This is a genomic window from Pseudomonas sp. ML96, assembly GCF_000761545.1.
Lineage (GTDB): Bacteria > Pseudomonadota > Gammaproteobacteria > Pseudomonadales > Pseudomonadaceae > Aquipseudomonas.
Map to the genome: position 1 here is coordinate 160938 of NZ_JPMY01000012.1, position 15733 is coordinate 176670.

17 protein-coding genes are annotated in these 15733 nt (G+C 66.0%); 8 read left to right on the forward strand and 9 right to left on the reverse strand.

The window, feature by feature from the left end:
* The first annotated feature begins 75 nt into the window (after nt 1-75).
* A complete protein-coding gene (locus tag IP89_RS10390) occupies nt 76-831 on the forward strand; it encodes an ABC transporter substrate-binding protein (protein ID WP_043309413.1) in 756 nt (251 codons plus the stop codon).
* Here the strand turns inward: IP89_RS10390 and IP89_RS10395 are convergent.
* Together IP89_RS10395 and IP89_RS10400 are read right to left on the reverse strand one after the other, a co-directional pair.
* Nucleotides 825-2216, reverse strand: a complete 1392-nt coding sequence (locus IP89_RS10395; RefSeq protein WP_043309414.1) for a sensor histidine kinase — start codon at nt 2214-2216, stop codon at nt 825-827. The genes IP89_RS10390 and IP89_RS10395 overlap by 7 nt on opposite strands.
* Complete coding sequence (locus tag IP89_RS10400; protein ID WP_043309415.1) at nt 2209-2880, reverse strand: response regulator; 672 nt, start codon at nt 2878-2880, stop codon at nt 2209-2211. Before IP89_RS10400 ends, IP89_RS10395 begins: the two co-directional genes overlap by 8 nt.
* 209 nt (nt 2881-3089) lie before the next feature.
* Between IP89_RS10400 and IP89_RS10405 the strand changes: the two genes are divergently transcribed.
* The 5 genes from IP89_RS10405 (at nt 3090) to IP89_RS10425 (ending at nt 8457) form a co-directional block, all read left to right on the forward strand.
* Nucleotides 3090-4340: an OprD family porin gene (locus IP89_RS10405; protein WP_043309416.1), complete on the forward strand. Its 1251-nt coding sequence runs from the start codon at nt 3090-3092 to the stop codon at nt 4338-4340.
* 29 nt (nt 4341-4369) lie between these two features.
* Complete coding sequence (locus IP89_RS10410) at nt 4370-5344, forward strand: tripartite tricarboxylate transporter substrate binding protein (RefSeq protein ID WP_043309417.1); 975 nt, start codon at nt 4370-4372, stop codon at nt 5342-5344.
* Nucleotides 5345-5491: 147 nt separating this feature from the next.
* Nucleotides 5492-5938 (forward strand): tripartite tricarboxylate transporter TctB family protein, encoded by a 447-nt coding sequence (locus IP89_RS10415; RefSeq protein ID WP_043309418.1) that lies wholly within the window; start codon nt 5492-5494, stop codon nt 5936-5938.
* Nucleotide 5939: 1 nt separating this feature from the next.
* On the forward strand, nt 5940-7448 hold the full coding sequence (locus IP89_RS10420; protein ID WP_043309419.1) for a tripartite tricarboxylate transporter permease: 1509 nt from the start codon (nt 5940-5942) through the stop codon (nt 7446-7448).
* Nucleotides 7441-8457 (forward strand): AbrB family transcriptional regulator, encoded by a 1017-nt coding sequence (locus IP89_RS10425; protein WP_043309420.1) that lies wholly within the window; start codon nt 7441-7443, stop codon nt 8455-8457. The genes IP89_RS10420 and IP89_RS10425 overlap by 8 nt, the downstream gene beginning before the upstream one ends.
* A 101-nt stretch (nt 8458-8558) precedes the next feature.
* Here the strand turns inward: IP89_RS10425 and ccoM are convergent, their stop codons facing one another.
* The 4 genes from ccoM to IP89_RS10440 form a co-directional block, all read right to left on the reverse strand.
* Nucleotides 8559-8690: a cytochrome c oxidase subunit CcoM gene (gene ccoM / locus IP89_RS23720; protein ID WP_043309421.1), complete on the reverse strand. Its 132-nt coding sequence runs from the start codon at nt 8688-8690 to the stop codon at nt 8559-8561.
* Between the two features lie 142 nt (nt 8691-8832).
* Nucleotides 8833-8991, reverse strand: coding sequence for a hypothetical protein (locus IP89_RS23525; protein ID WP_177326864.1), 159 nt, complete (start codon nt 8989-8991; stop codon nt 8833-8835).
* Nucleotides 8988-9590: an alpha-ketoglutarate-dependent dioxygenase AlkB gene (locus tag IP89_RS10435; protein WP_043309422.1), complete on the reverse strand. Its 603-nt coding sequence runs from the start codon at nt 9588-9590 to the stop codon at nt 8988-8990. The genes IP89_RS23525 and IP89_RS10435 overlap by 4 nt, the downstream gene beginning before the upstream one ends.
* A 5-nt stretch (nt 9591-9595) precedes the next feature.
* On the reverse strand, nt 9596-9895 hold the full coding sequence (locus IP89_RS10440; RefSeq protein WP_043309423.1) for a hypothetical protein: 300 nt from the start codon (nt 9893-9895) through the stop codon (nt 9596-9598).
* A gap of 161 nt (nt 9896-10056) precedes the next feature.
* Here IP89_RS10440 and rapA point away from each other — a divergent pair, with 161 nt between their 5' ends.
* A complete protein-coding gene (rapA, locus tag IP89_RS10445; protein WP_043309424.1) occupies nt 10057-12912 on the forward strand; it encodes an RNA polymerase-associated protein RapA in 2856 nt (951 codons plus the stop codon).
* Nucleotides 12913-12972: 60 nt separating this feature from the next.
* Here the strand turns inward: rapA and IP89_RS10450 are convergent, their stop codons facing one another.
* Both IP89_RS10450 and IP89_RS10455 read right to left on the reverse strand, forming a co-directional pair.
* Nucleotides 12973-13782: an SDR family oxidoreductase gene (locus IP89_RS10450; protein ID WP_043309488.1), complete on the reverse strand. Its 810-nt coding sequence runs from the start codon at nt 13780-13782 to the stop codon at nt 12973-12975.
* 115 nt (nt 13783-13897) lie between these two features.
* Nucleotides 13898-14266, reverse strand: a complete 369-nt coding sequence (locus IP89_RS10455; protein ID WP_043309425.1) for a DUF2784 domain-containing protein — start codon at nt 14264-14266, stop codon at nt 13898-13900.
* 223 nt (nt 14267-14489) lie between these two features.
* On the opposite strand from IP89_RS10455, the gene bfr reads away from it, so the two are divergent.
* Nucleotides 14490-14960 (forward strand): bacterioferritin, encoded by a 471-nt coding sequence (gene bfr / locus IP89_RS10460; RefSeq protein WP_043309426.1) that lies wholly within the window; start codon nt 14490-14492, stop codon nt 14958-14960.
* A 55-nt stretch (nt 14961-15015) separates the two neighbouring features.
* Here the strand turns inward: bfr and IP89_RS10465 are convergent, their stop codons facing one another.
* Nucleotides 15016-15732 (reverse strand): TadE/TadG family type IV pilus assembly protein, encoded by a 717-nt coding sequence (locus IP89_RS10465; protein WP_043309427.1) that lies wholly within the window; start codon nt 15730-15732, stop codon nt 15016-15018.
* Nucleotide 15733 lies beyond the last annotated feature (1 nt).

Genomic DNA, 15733 nt, shown 5'->3' on the forward strand with positions numbered 1-15733 from the left:
GGCGATAGAAGTAGTACGCCACGGCGCCGATGGAATCGGTTCCGTACCGCTCAGTTCAGGGGAAGGAAACGTGCCATGCGTCTGTTGTCGCTGCTGTTCACTCTGCTCCTCCCGCTTGCCGCCACTGCCGACGAAGTTCGCCTGACCAACGGCGAGTGGAGTCCCTACCTCGGCCAGGACCTGCCGCACCACGGCGTCGCCTCGCGCATCGTCGAAGAGGCCTTCGCCCTCGAAGGCGTGCAGGTGTCCTGGGAGTTCTACCCCTGGGCCCGCGCCCTGCACAACGCCGAACACGGCAAGAGCGACGGCAGCGCCGTGTGGCTGCGCAGCCCCGAGCGCGAGCAGGCCTTCTATGTCAGCGATCCGGTGGTGGAAAGCAGCTATCACCTGTTCCACCGCAAGGACCACCCCCTCGAATGGAGTACCGCGAAGGACCTCGCCGGCGTGCGCATAGGCGGCGCCATCAACTACGACTACGGTCAGGACTTCCAGGGTGCCGAGCGCGATGGTCTGATCAAGGTGAAGCGCCTGGGCAACGAGGAACAGGCCCTGCGCATGCTGCTGGCCGGACGCATCGACGTGCTGCCGATGGACAAGGTGGTGGCCTTCGACATGCTGCACAGCAAGTTCAGCCGCGCCGAGCGCGCGCAACTGTCCTTCCACCCGCTGCCACTGCGCAGTGACAGCCTGCACCTGATGCTCTCCAAGCAGGTGCCGGGCAATGCCGAGCGCATGGCCCAGTTCAACCGTGGCCTCAAGGCCCTGCAGGACAGTGGCAAGGTCAGTCAGTACCTGCTGGAAGTACAGCAGCCGCTGAGCCTGGCCTACTGAGCCGGCGGAAAACTCACCCGCACCAGCAGGCCGCCCAGAACGCCCTGCCCCAGTTCGATCTCGGCGCGATGGGCGCGGCAGATCTCGCCGACGATCGCCAGGCCCAGCCCGGCGCCATTGCCCTGGGCATTGCTGCGGTAGAAGCGCTCGAACACCCGCTCGCGCTCGTCCGCCGGGATGCCCGGACCGTCGTCCTCCACCTCCAGCAGCGACGGCGCCAGCACCCGTACCACCACGTTGCCGCCCGGCGTGTGCACCAGTGCGTTGTCGACCAGGTTATAGATCAGCTCGTGCAGCAGCATCGGCTCGCCGCGCAGCCACACCTCGGCCTCCGCCTCCAGCGCCAGAGTGACGCCACGCTGGTGCGCCAGCGGCGCCAGCGCCATGCCCAGCTCGCGGGCCAGCGCAGTCAAGTCCAGGCGTTCCGCACCACCCTCGGCGACGGCGCGTGCAGCGCGCTCGATACGCGCCAGCGACAGCAGCTGATTGGACAGATGAGTCAGACGGTCGGTGCTCTGCGCCGCCTTCTCCAGAGTGCTGTACCAGCGCTCCGGCTCGCGCTCGCGCAGGCCCAGTTCGATGCGCGCCTTGAGCGCCGCCAGCGGCGTGCGCAGCTCGTGGGAAGCATCGGCGATGAACTGTGCCTGGCGCTCGAACTGCTGGCGCAGGCGTTCGGTGAAGTGGTTGAGCGACGATGCCAGCGGCAACAGCTCGTCCTGCACCTGCACCAGCGGCAAGGGGCTGAGGTCGTCCGGCTGGCGCTCCTCCACCGCCGAACGCAGGCGTTCCAGCGGGCGCAGCGCCGCGCTCACCGCCAGCCACACCAGGGCCAGGGTGATCAGCGCCAGCAGGCCCATGCGCCACAGGGTATCGAGCAACAGCCCCCGGGCCATGCGCACCCGCGCGATGTCGGTCTCGGCCACGCGGATCTCGGCGATACCGTTCATCCCCGGCTCGGACACCGGCTGCAGCAGGCTGACCACCCTCACGCCGACGCCATCGAACTCGCCATCGTAGAAACGCGCCAGCGCCGGATATTCGTCGGTGCGCGGCGTACCGGTCGGCGGATCGGGCAGGCCTTCGTAACCCGACACCAGATGCCCGTCGAGGTCGCTGACCTCGTAGAAGATGCGCCCCTCCAGGTCATAGGCGAAAGGATCCAGCGCCACGTAGGGCACGTCGGCGCGCAGCTTGCCTTCCTCGGTGTAGAGGCCATCGGCGATGGCGCGAGCCGAGGCCAGCAAGGTGCGGTCGTAGGCGGCGTCGGCGGCGTGACGGCCGTTCCAGTAGGCGCTCAGGCTGCCAATCAGCAGCGGAATCGCCAGCAGCGCCGCCAGGCGCCGCAGCAGCCGGCCGCGCAGGCTGCCGGCCGCGACCTCACTCACTGACGGCTTCCAGCAGATAACCCAGGCCACGGAAGGTGACGATGCGCACCGCCGCGCCTTCCAGCTTCTTGCGCAGGCGGTGGATGTAGATCTCGATGGCGTCGGCGCTGGCCTCTTCGTCCAGGCCGAACACCTGGTCGGCCAGCTGCTCCTTGCTCATCACCCGGCCGGGCCGGGCGATCAGCGCCTGCAGCACGGCCTGCTCGCGGGAGGTCAGGGTCAGCGGCTGCTCACCCAGGGTGAAGCGCTGCGTGCCGAGGTCGTAGACCAGCTCGCCGCAGCGCTGCTGCTGTTCGCCGCCGAGCACGCTGCGCCGCAGCAGGGCCTTGACCCGCGCCTCCAGCTCGGTCAGTTCGAAGGGCTTGGCCAGGTAGTCGTCGGCGCCGAGGTTGAGGCCGTGGACGCGATCCTTGACCTCGCCGCGCGCAGTGAGCATCAGCACCGGTAGGGTCTTGCCACGGCTGCGCAGGTGGGCGAGCACCTCGAAACCGTCACGCCGCGGCAGGCCCACGTCGAGCACCGCCAGGGCGTAATCCTCGCTGGCCAGGGCGTGCTCGGCGGCCACTCCGTCATGCAGCACATCGACGGTCAGGCCCGCGCCACGCAGGGCCTGGGCCACGCTTTCAGCCAGGGGCAGATGGTCCTCGACCAGCAGGATTCGCACGGCAGCACACTCCACGACCTTGTAGTTATGCAGCCGAGTTTAACCAGCGAGCGGGCGCTGTGAAGGCCGCGGCGACTTTCTTTCACGCTGAAAGCCTGGCGAAAGCTTCGCTACCTAGGATCGCGGCCAGGGTGGCAAGAACCACCCATCAGAGTGCCGGGTGCGTGGTTGCTCCGGCGCGACAAGAACAACAATCGGAGACCACCTGCATGCGCATCGCACTGCCTGCGAACCGCCTCGCCCTGGCTATTCTCGCCAGTTCTGCTGCCACGACCAGCCAAGCCGCTTTCGTCGAAGACAGCAGCGCCACCCTCACCACGACCAACATCTACCTCAATCGCGACTTCCGTGAAGGCACCGGCCAGAACAAGCGCGAGGAATGGGGCCAGGGCTTCCTCCTCGACATCCAGTCCGGCTACACCGAAGGCACCGTCGGCTTCGGTCTGGACGCCCTCGGCATGCTCGGCGTCAAGCTCGACTCCGGTGGCGGCCGCACCGGCACCGACCTGCTGCCAGTACAGGACGACGGCGGCACCCCGGACGAATTCGGCCGCCTGGGCCTGACCGGCAAGGTCAAGATTTCCAAGACCGAACTGCGCTACGGCTCGCACATCCCCGAGCTGCCGGTGGTCAAGGCCAGCGACAGCCGCCTGCTGCCGCAGGTGTTCGAGGGCGGCCTACTGAGCTCCAGCGAGATCGACAACCTGAGCCTGCTCGGCGGGCGCTTCGACAAGGTGATCGACCGCGCCTCGACCAACTCCGAAGACATCATCCTCAACAGCAAGAACGGCCGCTTCGCCGGCGGCGTGACCGCCGAGCACATGGACCTGGCCGGCATCGACTGGACCTTCGCCAAGGGCATGACGGCGCGCTACTACTACGCCGACGTCGAAGACATCTACCGCCAGCACTTCCTCGGCCTGCTCGCCAGCCAGCCGCTGGGCGGCGGCACCCTGAGCGCCGACCTGCGCGTCTCGATCAGCGACGACAGCGGCTCGGCCGAGGCCGGCAAGGTCGACAACAACGCCTGGAACGGCCTGGTCTCCTACGCCTACAGCGGGCACAAGGTCGGCCTCGGTTACCAGCACCTGACTGGCGACACCGGTTTCGCCTACGTCGATGGCAGCGACCCGTTCCTGGTCAACTTCGTGCAGATCAACGACTTCGCCAATGCCGAGGAACGTTCCTGGCAGGCACGCTACGACTTCGACTTCGCCACCCTCGGCGTACCCGGCCTGAGCTTCATGACCCGCTACATCAAGGGCGACAACGCCCAGGTGACCGGCAGCGACGAAGAAGGCCGCGAGTGGGAACGCAACACCGAGGTCAAGTACGTGGTACAGAGCGGCCCGCTCAAGGACCTCTACGTGCGCCTGCGTAACGCCAGCTTCCGCTCCAGCTTCGCCCGCGACGCGGACGAGAACCGTGTGATCGTCGGCTACTCCCTGCCGATCTGGTAAGCCACAATAAAACTCCACAGGAGAAGATGATGAATACTGCCCTGTCGCGTATCGCCCTGGCATTCGGCGCCCTGGCGCTGTCCAGCCAGCTGCTGGCCGAACCCAAGCGCCCCGAATGCATCGCCCCGGCCAAGCCCGGCGGCGGTTTCGACCTGACCTGCAAGCTGGCCCAGAGCGGCCTGAAAGACAACGGCCTGCTCGAGGCCCCGATGCGCGTGACCTACATGCCCGGCGGCGTCGGCGCCGTGGCCTACAACGCGGTGGTCGCCCAGCGACCGAAGGACGCCGGCACCATCACCGCGTTCTCCTCCGGCTCCCTGCTCAACCTGGCCCAGGGCAAGTTCGGTCGCTACGACGAGAACGCCGTGCGCTGGCTGGCCGGCATCGGCACCGACTACGGCGCCATCAGTGTGCGCGCCGACTCGCCGTACAAGACCCTCGACGACCTGGTCCAGGCCCTCAAGCAGAACCCAGGCGGCATCGTCTTCGGCGCCGGCGCCACCATCGGCGGCCAGGACTGGATGCAGACCGCGCTGATCGCCCGCGCCGCCGGCATCGATCCCAAAGAACTGCGCTACGTGGCCTTCGAGGGCGGCGGCGAGACCCTCACCGCCATGCTCGGCGGCCATGTGCAGGTCACCTCCAGTGGCCTCGGCGAAGTTACCCCGCAACTGGCGGCGAACAAGATCCGCATCCTCGCCGTGCTCTCCGACCAGCGCCTGCCGGGCAAGCTGGAAGGCCTGCCGACTGCCAAGGAACAGGGCTACGACATCGTCTGGCCGGTGATCCGCGGCTTCTACATGGGCCCGGAGGTCAGCGACGCCGACTTCGCCTGGTGGAAGGCCCAGTTCGACACTCTGCTGGCCAGCCCGGAGTTCGCCAAGCTGCGTGAACAGCGCGACCTGTTCCCGCTGAACATGACCGGCGACGAGCTGAAGGCCTATGTGTTCAAGCAGGTGCAGGACTACAAGGCCCTGGCCAGCGAGTTCGGCCTGGTCCAGTAGGGAAGCTGCTGCGCTAGGAAAGGCTGTGTTGGAAGGCGGCTCGGTTCGGTCATTGGGTTAACCCAACTCCCTCCCCTCGCCACCTTCCACCTTGCCTTTCCGTCGCTCGCGACGCTTCCCGCCGCTCCCTATCACGAGGAACTCCTCATGTACGTCCGCCTGTTCGCCGCGGTGTGGCTGCTCGTCTGCGCCTTTCTCGCCGTGGTCGCCTGGGGCTTCCAGGCCCCCTTCTCGTATGACCCGGTTGGCCCCCGCGCCTACCCGCTGTTGCTGCTGATCCTGATGGCCGCCTCGGCAATGTGGCTGCTGTGCAAGCCCAGCGACGAGCCGACCCTGCCGATTTCCTGGGCCCTGGCACGCAAGGTAGCCCTGTGCATCGGCGCCCTGCTCGCCTACGCCCTGCTGTTCGAGCCGCTGGGTTTCATCCTCAGCACAGCCCTGATCGGCTTCGGCCTCGGTTTGCTGTTCGGTGGCCGCGTGCTGCTCAGCGCCGTCAGCGGCGTGCTGATGGGCGTACTGCTCTATGGCCTGTTCGACTATCTGCTGGACGTGCCGCTACCGCTCGGCCTGTTCGCTGCTTTCCTGGAGAGCTGAGATGGAAACGCTGAATTTCTTGATGCAGGGCTTCGATGTCGCCACCCGCCCGACCAACCTGCTGGTGGCGCTGTTCGGCGCCTTCGTCGGCACCATTGTCGGCCTGCTGCCGGGCCTCGGCCCGATCAATGGCGTGGCCATCCTGCTGCCGCTGGCCTACGCCCTCGGCCTGCCGCCGGAGACCGCGCTGATCCTGCTCGCCGCCGTGTACCTGGGCTGCGAGTATGGCGGGCGCATCTCGGCCATCCTGCTCAACGTGCCGGGCGACGCCGCGGCGATCATGACCACCCTCGACGGCTACCCGCTGGCGCGCCAGGGCAAGGCGGGCATCGCCCTGTCGCTGTCGGCCATGAGCTCGTTCATCGGCAGCACTATCGCCACCATAGGCGTCGTATTGTTCGCGCCGATCCTGGCCAACTGGGCGGTGGCCTTCGGCCCGGCCGAGTACTTCGTGCTGATGGTGTTCGCCATCGCCTGCCTGGGCGGCATGGTCGGCGACAAGCCGGTCAAGACCCTGCTCGCCGCGCTGATCGGCCTGGGCCTGGCCACGGTCGGGGTGGACGCCACCACCGGCGTGTACCGCTTCACTTTCGACAGCGTCGGCCTGTCCGACGGCATCCAGTTCGTCATCGTGGTCATCGGCCTGTTCAGCGTCAGCGAGATCCTGCTGATGCTCGAACACACCAGCACCGGCCAGCAGGCGGTCAAGGCCAGCGGGCGCATGCTGTTCAACGCCAAGGAGTTCGCCTTCACCTGGTGGAGCAGCGTGCGCAGTTCGCTGGCCGGCTTCGTCATCGGCGTGCTGCCGGGGGCCGGGGCGACCATCGCCAGCGCCATCACCTACATGAGCGAGAAGCGCATGGCCGGTGCCAGCAGCCGCTTCGGCGAGGGCGACCTGCGTGGTGTGGCGGCGCCGGAGGCGGCCAACAATGCCTCGGCCTGCGGCTCGCTGATCCCCATGCTGACCCTCGGCGTGCCCGGCTCGGGCACCACCGCGGTGATGATCGGCGCCCTGACCCTGTACAACATCACCCCCGGTCCGCTGCTGTTCGAGCAGCAGCCGGACGTGGTGTGGGGCCTGATCGCCTCGCTGTTCATCGGCAACGTCATCCTGCTGGTGATGAACATCCCGCTGGTCGGCCTGTTCGCCCGCATGCTCAGCGTGCCGACCTGGATCCTGGTGCCGGCCATCACCATCATCTCGGTGGTGGGCGTGTACGCCGTGCACAGCACCACCTTCGACCTGGTGCTGATGGCCGCGCTCGGTCTGTTCGGCTACCTGCTGCGCAAGATGGACTTCCCGCTGTCGGCGCTGATCCTCGGCTTCGTCCTCGGCGAGATGATGGAATCCAACCTGCGCCGCGCCCTGTCGATCAGCAACGGCGACCTGGCGATCCTCTGGTCCAGCCCGATCACAGTCGGCCTCTGGACCCTGGCTGCGCTGATGCTGGCCCTGCCAGGCCTGCGCTGGTGGCGCAACCGGCGCAAGCTGCAGGCGGCCCATGCCTAACTGGCTACTCACCCCTGTCGCCGGCGCCGCCGGCGGCTACCTGGCCAGCCTGATCGGCTGGCCTTTGCCGTGGATGGTCGGCTCCTTGCTGGCGCTGATGCTGCTGCGCTGCTTAGGCGGCTTCGACCTCGGCGAGGTGCCTGGCGCGCGCAAGCTCGGCCAGTGGCTGGTCGGCACCGGCATCGGCCTGCACTTCAGCCCGGAGGTGCTGGAACAGGTGCTCGCCCATGGCGACGTGCTGCTGGTCGGCGCTCTGGTCACCAGCCTGACCTGCCTGATCGGCATCGCCCTGCTGCGCCGCGCCGGCGTCGACCGGGCCACGGCGTTCTTCGCCAGCATGCCCGGCGGCGCCAGCGAGATGGTCAACCTCGGCCAACGCAACGGCGCCAAGACAGGCGAGGTGGCAGCCGGGCAAAGTGTGCGCCTGCTGCTGGTGGTGCTCTGCGTGCCTGCGCTGTTCCAGTGGTGGCTGGGAGCCGCACCGGTATTGGCGCATAGCGGCGGCGCGAGCGACCTGCCGACCCTGGCGGCGCTGCTGGCCGGCGGCGCGCTGTTCGCCCTGCTCTGGCAGCGCCTGCGCCAGCCCAACCCCTGGCTGCTCGGACCGATCCTGTTCTGCGCCATTGGCGCGGTCTGGCTGGATCGCCCGCTGAGCCTGCCGGGCGGCACCAGCGAGGTCGGCCAGTGGCTGATCGGTAGCGCCCTGGGCTGCCACTTCAGCCGCGAGTTCTTCCGCCGCGCGCCGCGCTTCATCGGCCTGGTGCTGGTCGCCACCCTGCTGGCCATGCTCGCCGCCGCCCTGGTGGCCGAGGCCCTGAGCTGGCTGGGCGCGCTGGATCACCGCTCGCTGATGCTGGGCATGATGCCCGGCGGCATCGCCGAGCTGAGCCTGACCGCCGAGGCGCTGGCCCTGTCGGTACCGCTGATCACCGGGCTGCAGGTGCTGCGACTGATGTGCGTGCTGTTCTTCGCTGAGCCGGCCTTCCGCCTGTGGCAACGACGACGCTAGACCCACGTTTAGGCCCGCCGCGTGCGGGCCTCTTTTTTTCAGGCAAAAAAATGGGCGACCGAAGTCGCCCTAAATGCCTTGCGTGCACTGTTTCGGAGGGATTACTCGGCCTTGACCGCTGCCTTGGCCGGCTTGTGAGAATCCTTCCAGATGAAGTAACCGACGCCGCCGAAGAAGGCGACCATCAGCGCGACTGTACCGATACCGGCGATAACCACTGTGTCGAGGAACATGGCTGCCTCCTGTGCTGAGCCTTGTCTTGATGGCTTCAGGTTAGAGGAGCTGTGGCGGCGGGAATTGACGCGGATCAATGTCCGCGAGGGTGGGCACCGCGACAGGGCGCCGCAGGTGGGTGGAGCTCAGGCGCTGAAGGGCTCAGCGCTTCTTCTTCGGCTTGCTCTTGGGCTTCTTGCCCTTGGGCAGCGGCAGCGCCTGCTCGAAGGCCTGGCGCATATCATCCAGCTTCTTGTCGTGCAGGTCGTGGATGCGCTTGCCGCGCTCGGCGGCGAAGTCGATCAGCTTGTCGTCGCTCATGGTCGGGACCGGATCAGGCGAAAAGTGAGGTTGATGCGTGGCGCCACCGGCTTGCGGGTCTTCGCCACCTGATGCTGCCAATGATGCTGCGTTGCGCCGGCCATGACCAGCAGCGAACCGCTATCGAGTTGCAACGAGTGCTCGATACGCCCGCTGCCCTTGCGCCGCAGGTCGAAACGCCGCGGCCCGCCGAGGTTGAGCGAGGCGACCAACGGATTGGGCCCCAGCTCGGCCTCGTCGTCGCTGTGCCAGCCCATGGAGTCGTTGCCATCGCGGTAGAAGTTGAGCAGCACGCCGTTGAGCGGCTGGCCGGCTACATCCTCCACGCGGCGGCGAATCTCGCTCAGCAGCGGCGTCCAGGGCAGCGGCTGATGCAGCAGGCCGGAGTAGCGGTAGCTGGCCTCGGGGTCGCCGTACCAAGCCAGCAGGCGTGGCACAGGAAAGGACTGGCCGTGAATCTGCAGCTGCGGCTGCTCCCAGGGCGTTTCGGCGGCCAGTTGCTGGAACCAGATGTCGGCGGTGACGGGGTCGAGCCAGTGCGGCTGGTAATCCAGCTCGGCGCCCGGCAGCTGCAGCGGTTGCGAATCGAACAGGTCCACGCCGATCAGACTTCCACGTCCACCCATAGGCCCTGGCGCGGGATTTCTTCCAGCAGCTTCTCTTCCTCGGGGCTGTTGGCCTCCAGCTCGGCCAGCTCCTCGGCGGTGTAGCCACGCCGCTGGCGACGGCGCTGCTCCTCGCGCAGCAGCTCCTCGGCCTCCTGCGGATGCCGCTTGTCCAGGCCCACCGCGCTCTCGTTGGCGCTCTCGTTGGTCGGCGTCACGGGCGGGATGTCAGGGCGCGGCTTGACCACGTCCTGCTGGGCGGTGACGGGGACCAGACTGTGAGGAATGGGCGGTAGCATCCGGGTGCCTCCTGTTAACCCTACTGTCGGCCGGTCGGTTCGCGACTTGAACGACCGCTACACTTTCGACTCAGGACGCACGCATTGATTCAGCGACGGGCGTCGCCCTCGGCGCGGCGTTCCGCTAACATACGCGGCTTTTTTCGCAGCTGGGGCATTTCATGGCAAGTAGTGGCATTGTGCAGTATCAACCGGGACAACGCTGGATCAGCGACAGCGAGGCGGAACTCGGACTCGGCACCATCCTCACTTCCGACGGGCGCCTGCTCACCGTGCTCTACCCGGCTACCGGCGAGACCCGCCAGTATTCCCTGCGCAACGCCCCGCTGACCCGCGTGCGCTTCGCTCCGGGGGACGAGATCACCCACTATGAAGGCTGGAAGCTGACCGTCCAGGAAGTCGAGGACGTCGACGGCCTGCTGGTCTACCACGGCTTCGACGCCCAGCACGAACCCTACAGCCTGCCCGAGACCCAGCTGTCCAACTTCATCCAGTTCCGCCTGTCCAGCGACCGCCTGTTCGCCGGGCAGATCGACCCGCTGAACTGGTTCGCCCTGCGCTACCACACCCTGGAGCACCAGAGCCGCCTGCTGCAGTCCAGCCTGTGGGGCCTGGGCGGCGCTCGCGCCCAGCCGATCGCGCACCAGCTGCATATCGCCCGTGAAGTGGCCGACCGCATGGCCCCGCGCGTACTGCTGGCCGACGAAGTGGGCCTGGGCAAGACCATCGAGGCCGGCCTGGTGATCCACCGCCAGCTGCTCTCCGGCCGCGCCAGCCGCGTGCTGATCCTGGTTCCGGAGAACCTGCAGCACCAGTGGCTGGTGGAGATGCGCCGCCGCTTCAACCTGCAGGTCGCGCTGTTCGACGCCGAGCGCTTCGCCGAGAGCGATGCCGACAACCCGTTCGAGGACACCCAGCTGGCGCTGGTTGCCCTGGAATGGCTGAAGGACAGCGAGAAGGCCCAGAACGCTGCCTTCGCCGCCGGCTGGGACCTGCTGGTGGTCGACGAAGCCCACCACCTGGTCTGGCACCCGGAAAAGGCCAGCGACGAATATCGCCTGGTCGAGCAACTGGCCGAGGTCATCCCCGGCGTGCTGCTGCTCACCGCCACCCCGGAACAGCTGGGCCTGGAAAGCCACTTCGCCCGCCTGCGCCTGCTTGATCCGAACCGTTTCCATGATCTCGCCGCGTTCCGCGCCGAGAGCGCCAACTACAAGCCGATCGCCGAAGCGGTGCAGGAGCTGCTCGACGAGGGCCGCCTGTCCGACAAGGCCCACGCCACCATCAGCGGCTTCCTCGGCAACGAGGGCGAGGCCCTGCTGGCCGCGGTCACCGATGGCGACAGCGGCGCCGCGGCGCGGCTGATCCGCGAGTTGCTCGACCGCCACGGCACCGGCCGTCTGCTGTTCCGTAACACCCGCGCCGCCGTGCAGGGCTTCCCGCAGCGCGAGCTGCACCCCTACCCGCTGGCCAACCCGGTGGAGTACATGGAGCTGCCGGTTGGCGAGCATGCCGACCTCTACCCGGAAGTCAGCTACCAGGCGCAGGACAGCAGCGAAGAGACTCGCTGGTGGAAGTTCGACCCGCGCGTCGACTGGCTGATCGACACCCTGAAGATGCTCAAGCGCGTGAAGGTCCTGGTGATCTGCGCCCACGCCGAAACCGCGATGGACCTGGAAGACGCCCTGCGCGTGCGTTCCGGCATCCCGGCCACCGTGTTCCACGAGGGCATGAGCATCCTCGAGCGCGACCGCGCCGCCGCCTACTTCGCCGACGAGGAATTCGGCGCCCAGGTGCTGATCTGCTCCGAGATCGGCTCCGAAGGCCGCAACTTCCAGTTCAGCCACCACCTGGTGCTGTTCGACCTGCCGGCCCACCCGGACCTGCTCGAGCAGCGCATCGGCCGCCTCGACCGTATCGGCCAGAAGCACATCATCCAGCTGCATGTGCCGTACCTGGAGAACAGCCCGCAGGAGCGCCTGTTCCAGTGGTACCACCAGGCGCTGAATGCCTTCCTCAATACCTGCCCGACCGGCAACGCCCTGCAGCACCAGTTCGGCCCGCGCCTGCTGCCGCTGCTGGAAGACAGCGACGACAGCACCTGGCAGCCCCTGCTCGACGAAGCCCGCGCCGAGCGCGAACGCCTCGAAGGCGAGCTGCACAGCGGCCGCGACCGCCTGCTGGAGCTGAACTCCGGTGGCGCCGGCGAAGGTGAACGCCTGGTCGAGGAAATCCATGAGCAGGATGACCAGTACGCCCTGCCGATCTATATGGAAGAGCTGTTCGACGCCTTCGGCATCGACAGCGAGGACCACTCCGAGAACGCCCTGGTGCTGCGCCCCAGCGAGAAGATGCTGGATGCCAGCTTCCCGCTCGGTGACGACGAGGCGGTGACCGTCACCTACGACCGCAACCAGGCCCTGGCCCGCGAAGACATGCAGTTCCTCACCTGGGAACACCCCATGGTGCAGGGCGGCATGGACCTGGTGCTGTCCGGCTCGATGGGCAACACCGCGGTGGCGCTGATCAAGAACAAGGCGCTCAAGCCTGGCACCGTGCTGCTCGAATTGCTGCACGTCAGCGAAGTGGTGGCGCCCAAGGCCCTGCAACTGGGCCGCTACCTGCCGCCGGTGGCGCTGCGCAGCCTGCTCGACCCGAACGGCAACGACCTGGCCAGCAAGGTCGCCTTCGACACCCTCAACGACCAGCTGGAACCAGTGCCGCGCGCCAGCGCCAACAAGTTCGTGCAGGCCCAGCGTGATGTACTGGCCAAGCAGATCAATGCCGCCGAGGCGAAGATCGCGCCGCGCCACAACGATCGCGTGAGCGAGGCGCGCCAGCGCTTCACCGACACGCTGGACGAAGAGATCGCGCGCATGACCGCGCTGCAGGCGGTCAACCCGACGGTACGCCCGGCCGAGATCGAAGCCCTGCGCAAGCAGCGCGAGAGCGGCCTGAGCTTCCTCGACAAAGCAGCGCTGCGCCTGGAGGCGATCCGTATCCTGGTCGCCGGCTAACAGCCAGCAGCAGAAATGAAAAAGGGCAGCCGAGGCTGCCCTTTTTCTTACCCGCGAGAATTAGGCCGTGCCCATCTTGGCGCGCATCTTCTCGCACATCTTGGTCATCTCGTCGTAGATGATCTGCGGGTTCTGCCGCTTGATCGCCCAGGCCATGCGCCCCTGCTCGTGCGGCAGGATCATGAACTCGCCCTTGGCCACTTCGTCGTAGATGTAGGCGGCGATGTCCGCAGCGCTGATCGGGCTGCCTTCCAGCAGCTTGCCGACCTGCTGCTTCATCTCCGGGGTCGGACCACGGAAGGAGTCCAGCAGGTTGGTCTGGAAGAACGACGGGCAGACCACATGTACACCGACTTCTTCAGGCTTGAGCTCGATCAGCAGGCTCTCCGAGAGCGCCACTACACCGGCCTTGGCCACGTTGTAGTTGCTCATCGCCGGGCCTTGCATCAGCGCCGCCATGGAGGCGATGTTGATGACCTTGCCCTTGCTTGCGCGCAGCAGCGGCAGGAAGGCCTTGCAGCCCTTGATCACGCCCATCAGGTTGATCGACAGCTGCCAGTCCCAGTCTTCCAGGCTGAGGTCGGCGAACATGCCGCCTGCCGCAACACCGGCGTTGTTGACCAGTACATCCAGGCCGCCGAAGCGTTCCTCGCAGGCCTGCGCCACCGCGGTCAGCTGGCTGTAATCGCGCACGTCGCAGCGCAGGGTGAAGCCGTCGCCGCCGGCATCGCGGACCAGCTTCAGAGTCTCGGCCAGGCCGCTCTCGTTGACGTCGCACAGCGCCAGGCGCCAGCCTTCGCGCGCCCAGCGCAGGGCGATCTCGCGTCCCAGACCGGAACCGGCGCCGGTGATCATCATGCGGTTTTGCATAGTGTTGTTGCCTTGTTCTGTGGTGAGGTTGCGGCGAGTGTAGCCAAGGCAATACGCCGCGCGGCGCAGCATCAGGCGGCTGAATGACGGGCCAGAAGACGGCCCGGTGAGCCGCTCAGCGCCGCCGGCACAGGCGCCACAACAGCCAGCCATACACCGGCAGATTGACCACCAGCACCAAAGCCCCGAGCCAGAGCTGAATCTGCGGGGTCAACCCGGCCGGGTAGATCAGCGGGATCAGGTAATGCTCGACGAAGCCGCCGGCATAACCGACCTCCCCTGCCGCCCGGCGCAACTGGTTCTCCAGCGGCGTTAGCGGGCAATACAGGTGCAGCAACTCTACCGCCACGCCCCAGGCCGCTGCGGGCAGGTGCAACAGGGCCAGACGCGGCCAGCGCAGCACCAGTAGCCCACCGCCCAGCACGAACAGAATGAATAGCAAGTGCAGTAACACCACCGCATCGGCGGCCACTCTCAGCAACATGTCGAAAATTTCTCCATGCGAGCCAAAATCATTAGCCGCGACTCATTGAAAGCGCGGCTTATATTTATCGAAATATATCAATGATTTAGCGACTTAACGCGGAAGCTAAACATTCTTATTTATATTAATTTTTATATATAATTCAACAACTTATATTTGACCAACTACAACTTGCGGCGCAAACTTCCAGCCTATCAACCACCAAATTCGGGCGAGGCTCATCATGAAAGGCGACAAGAAGGTCATTCAGCATCTGAACAAGATCCTCGGCAATGAATTGGTGGCCATCAACCAGTACTTCCTGCATGCGCGCATGTATGAAGACTGGGGCCTGGAAAAGCTCGGCAAGCACGAATACAAAGAATCCATCGACGAGATGAAGCATGCCGACAAGCTGATCAAGCGCATCCTCTTCCTCGAAGGCCTGCCCAACCTGCAGGACCTGGGCAAGCTGATGATCGGCGAGAACACCAAGGAAATGCTCGGCTGCGACCTCAAGCTGGAGCAATCCGCCGTACCGGACCTGAAAGCCGCCATCGCCTACTGCGAAAGCGTCGGCGACTACGGCACCCGCGAACTGCTGGAAGACATCCTTGAGTCCGAGGAAGAACACATCGACTGGCTGGAAACCCAGCTGGGCCTGATCGACAAGGTCGGCCTGGAAAACTACCTGCAGTCGCAGATGGAAGAGTGATCTTCCCCCAATAAAAAAGCCCCGCCAGCGCGGGGCTTTTTTATTAGCTGAGCGTTCAGGGGCAGATCATGCGCCCGCCACTCTCGCACTGGTCGTCGTCCACTGCCGCGCTCTGCATACGCACCGTCGCCTCTGCGGAGACCACGTAGCCACGCCGACTGCGACAAACATCACCATAGTTGGCGCTGGTGTTCCGCGAAACCTCGCGGAAACTAGCCGGATCCTTGTTGGCATTGTTGCGATCGACGAATTTCGAGGTCGAGCTCAGCAGATAGTCGACCATCGGCACGATCAGCTTCATGCAGTACTGCACCCGGATCTTCAGCAGATTGGCGTCCTGAATCGACACAGGGCTTTGCTGCATGGGGCGGTACATCAGATTGTCGTTGGGAATCGCATCATAAGCCTCACCGTCACCCAGAGGGTCCTCCTGCTCTTCTGCCCAGGCATTGAAGGCTGCGCTGTCAGGGTTAATCCGCGTGATCAGGACGTAGTTGTCGACTTCCTCGGCGGTATGCTCCAGACGCTCGTCCTCATCCTGGTACTGGGAGAACATCGGATACATGCCACGCAGCAGGCCACGCCGCATGTCGGCGTACTGCGCGTTATTCATGGCCCCGATACGGGCAGCCTGGAAGGTGGCGTAGTTCAGGCCGGTCTTGGCTGAATAGATGAAGGCTGCCTGCACCGCTCCGAAGATCAGCAGGATCAGCACCGGGATGATGATGAGGAATTCCGTCATCGCCTGTGCCTGCTGGGTGCGCAGCCTCATC

Coding starts and splice junctions, on each gene's coding strand:
- IP89_RS10415 (WP_043309418.1), top strand. CDS start 5,492: ATGTACGTCCGCCTGTTCGCCGCGGTGTGGCTGCTCGTCTGCGCCTTT.
- IP89_RS10405 (WP_043309416.1), top strand. CDS start 3,090: ATGCGCATCGCACTGCCTGCGAACCGCCTCGCCCTGGCTATTCTCGCC.
- IP89_RS10425 (WP_043309420.1), top strand. CDS start 7,441: ATGCCTAACTGGCTACTCACCCCTGTCGCCGGCGCCGCCGGCGGCTAC.
- IP89_RS10450 (WP_043309488.1), bottom strand. CDS start 13,782: ATGCAAAACCGCATGATGATCACCGGCGCCGGTTCCGGTCTGGGACGC.
- bfr (WP_043309426.1), top strand. CDS start 14,490: ATGAAAGGCGACAAGAAGGTCATTCAGCATCTGAACAAGATCCTCGGC.
- IP89_RS10440 (WP_043309423.1), bottom strand. CDS start 9,895: ATGCTACCGCCCATTCCTCACAGTCTGGTCCCCGTCACCGCCCAGCAG.
- IP89_RS10390 (WP_043309413.1), top strand. CDS start 76: ATGCGTCTGTTGTCGCTGCTGTTCACTCTGCTCCTCCCGCTTGCCGCC.
- ccoM (WP_043309421.1), bottom strand. CDS start 8,690: ATGTTCCTCGACACAGTGGTTATCGCCGGTATCGGTACAGTCGCGCTG.
- IP89_RS23525 (WP_177326864.1), bottom strand. CDS start 8,991: ATGAGCGACGACAAGCTGATCGACTTCGCCGCCGAGCGCGGCAAGCGC.
- IP89_RS10410 (WP_043309417.1), top strand. CDS start 4,370: ATGAATACTGCCCTGTCGCGTATCGCCCTGGCATTCGGCGCCCTGGCG.
- rapA (WP_043309424.1), top strand. CDS start 10,057: ATGGCAAGTAGTGGCATTGTGCAGTATCAACCGGGACAACGCTGGATC.
- IP89_RS10420 (WP_043309419.1), top strand. CDS start 5,940: ATGGAAACGCTGAATTTCTTGATGCAGGGCTTCGATGTCGCCACCCGC.
- IP89_RS10455 (WP_043309425.1), bottom strand. CDS start 14,266: ATGTTGCTGAGAGTGGCCGCCGATGCGGTGGTGTTACTGCACTTGCTA.
- IP89_RS10465 (WP_043309427.1), bottom strand. CDS start 15,732: ATGAGGCTGCGCACCCAGCAGGCACAGGCGATGACGGAATTCCTCATC.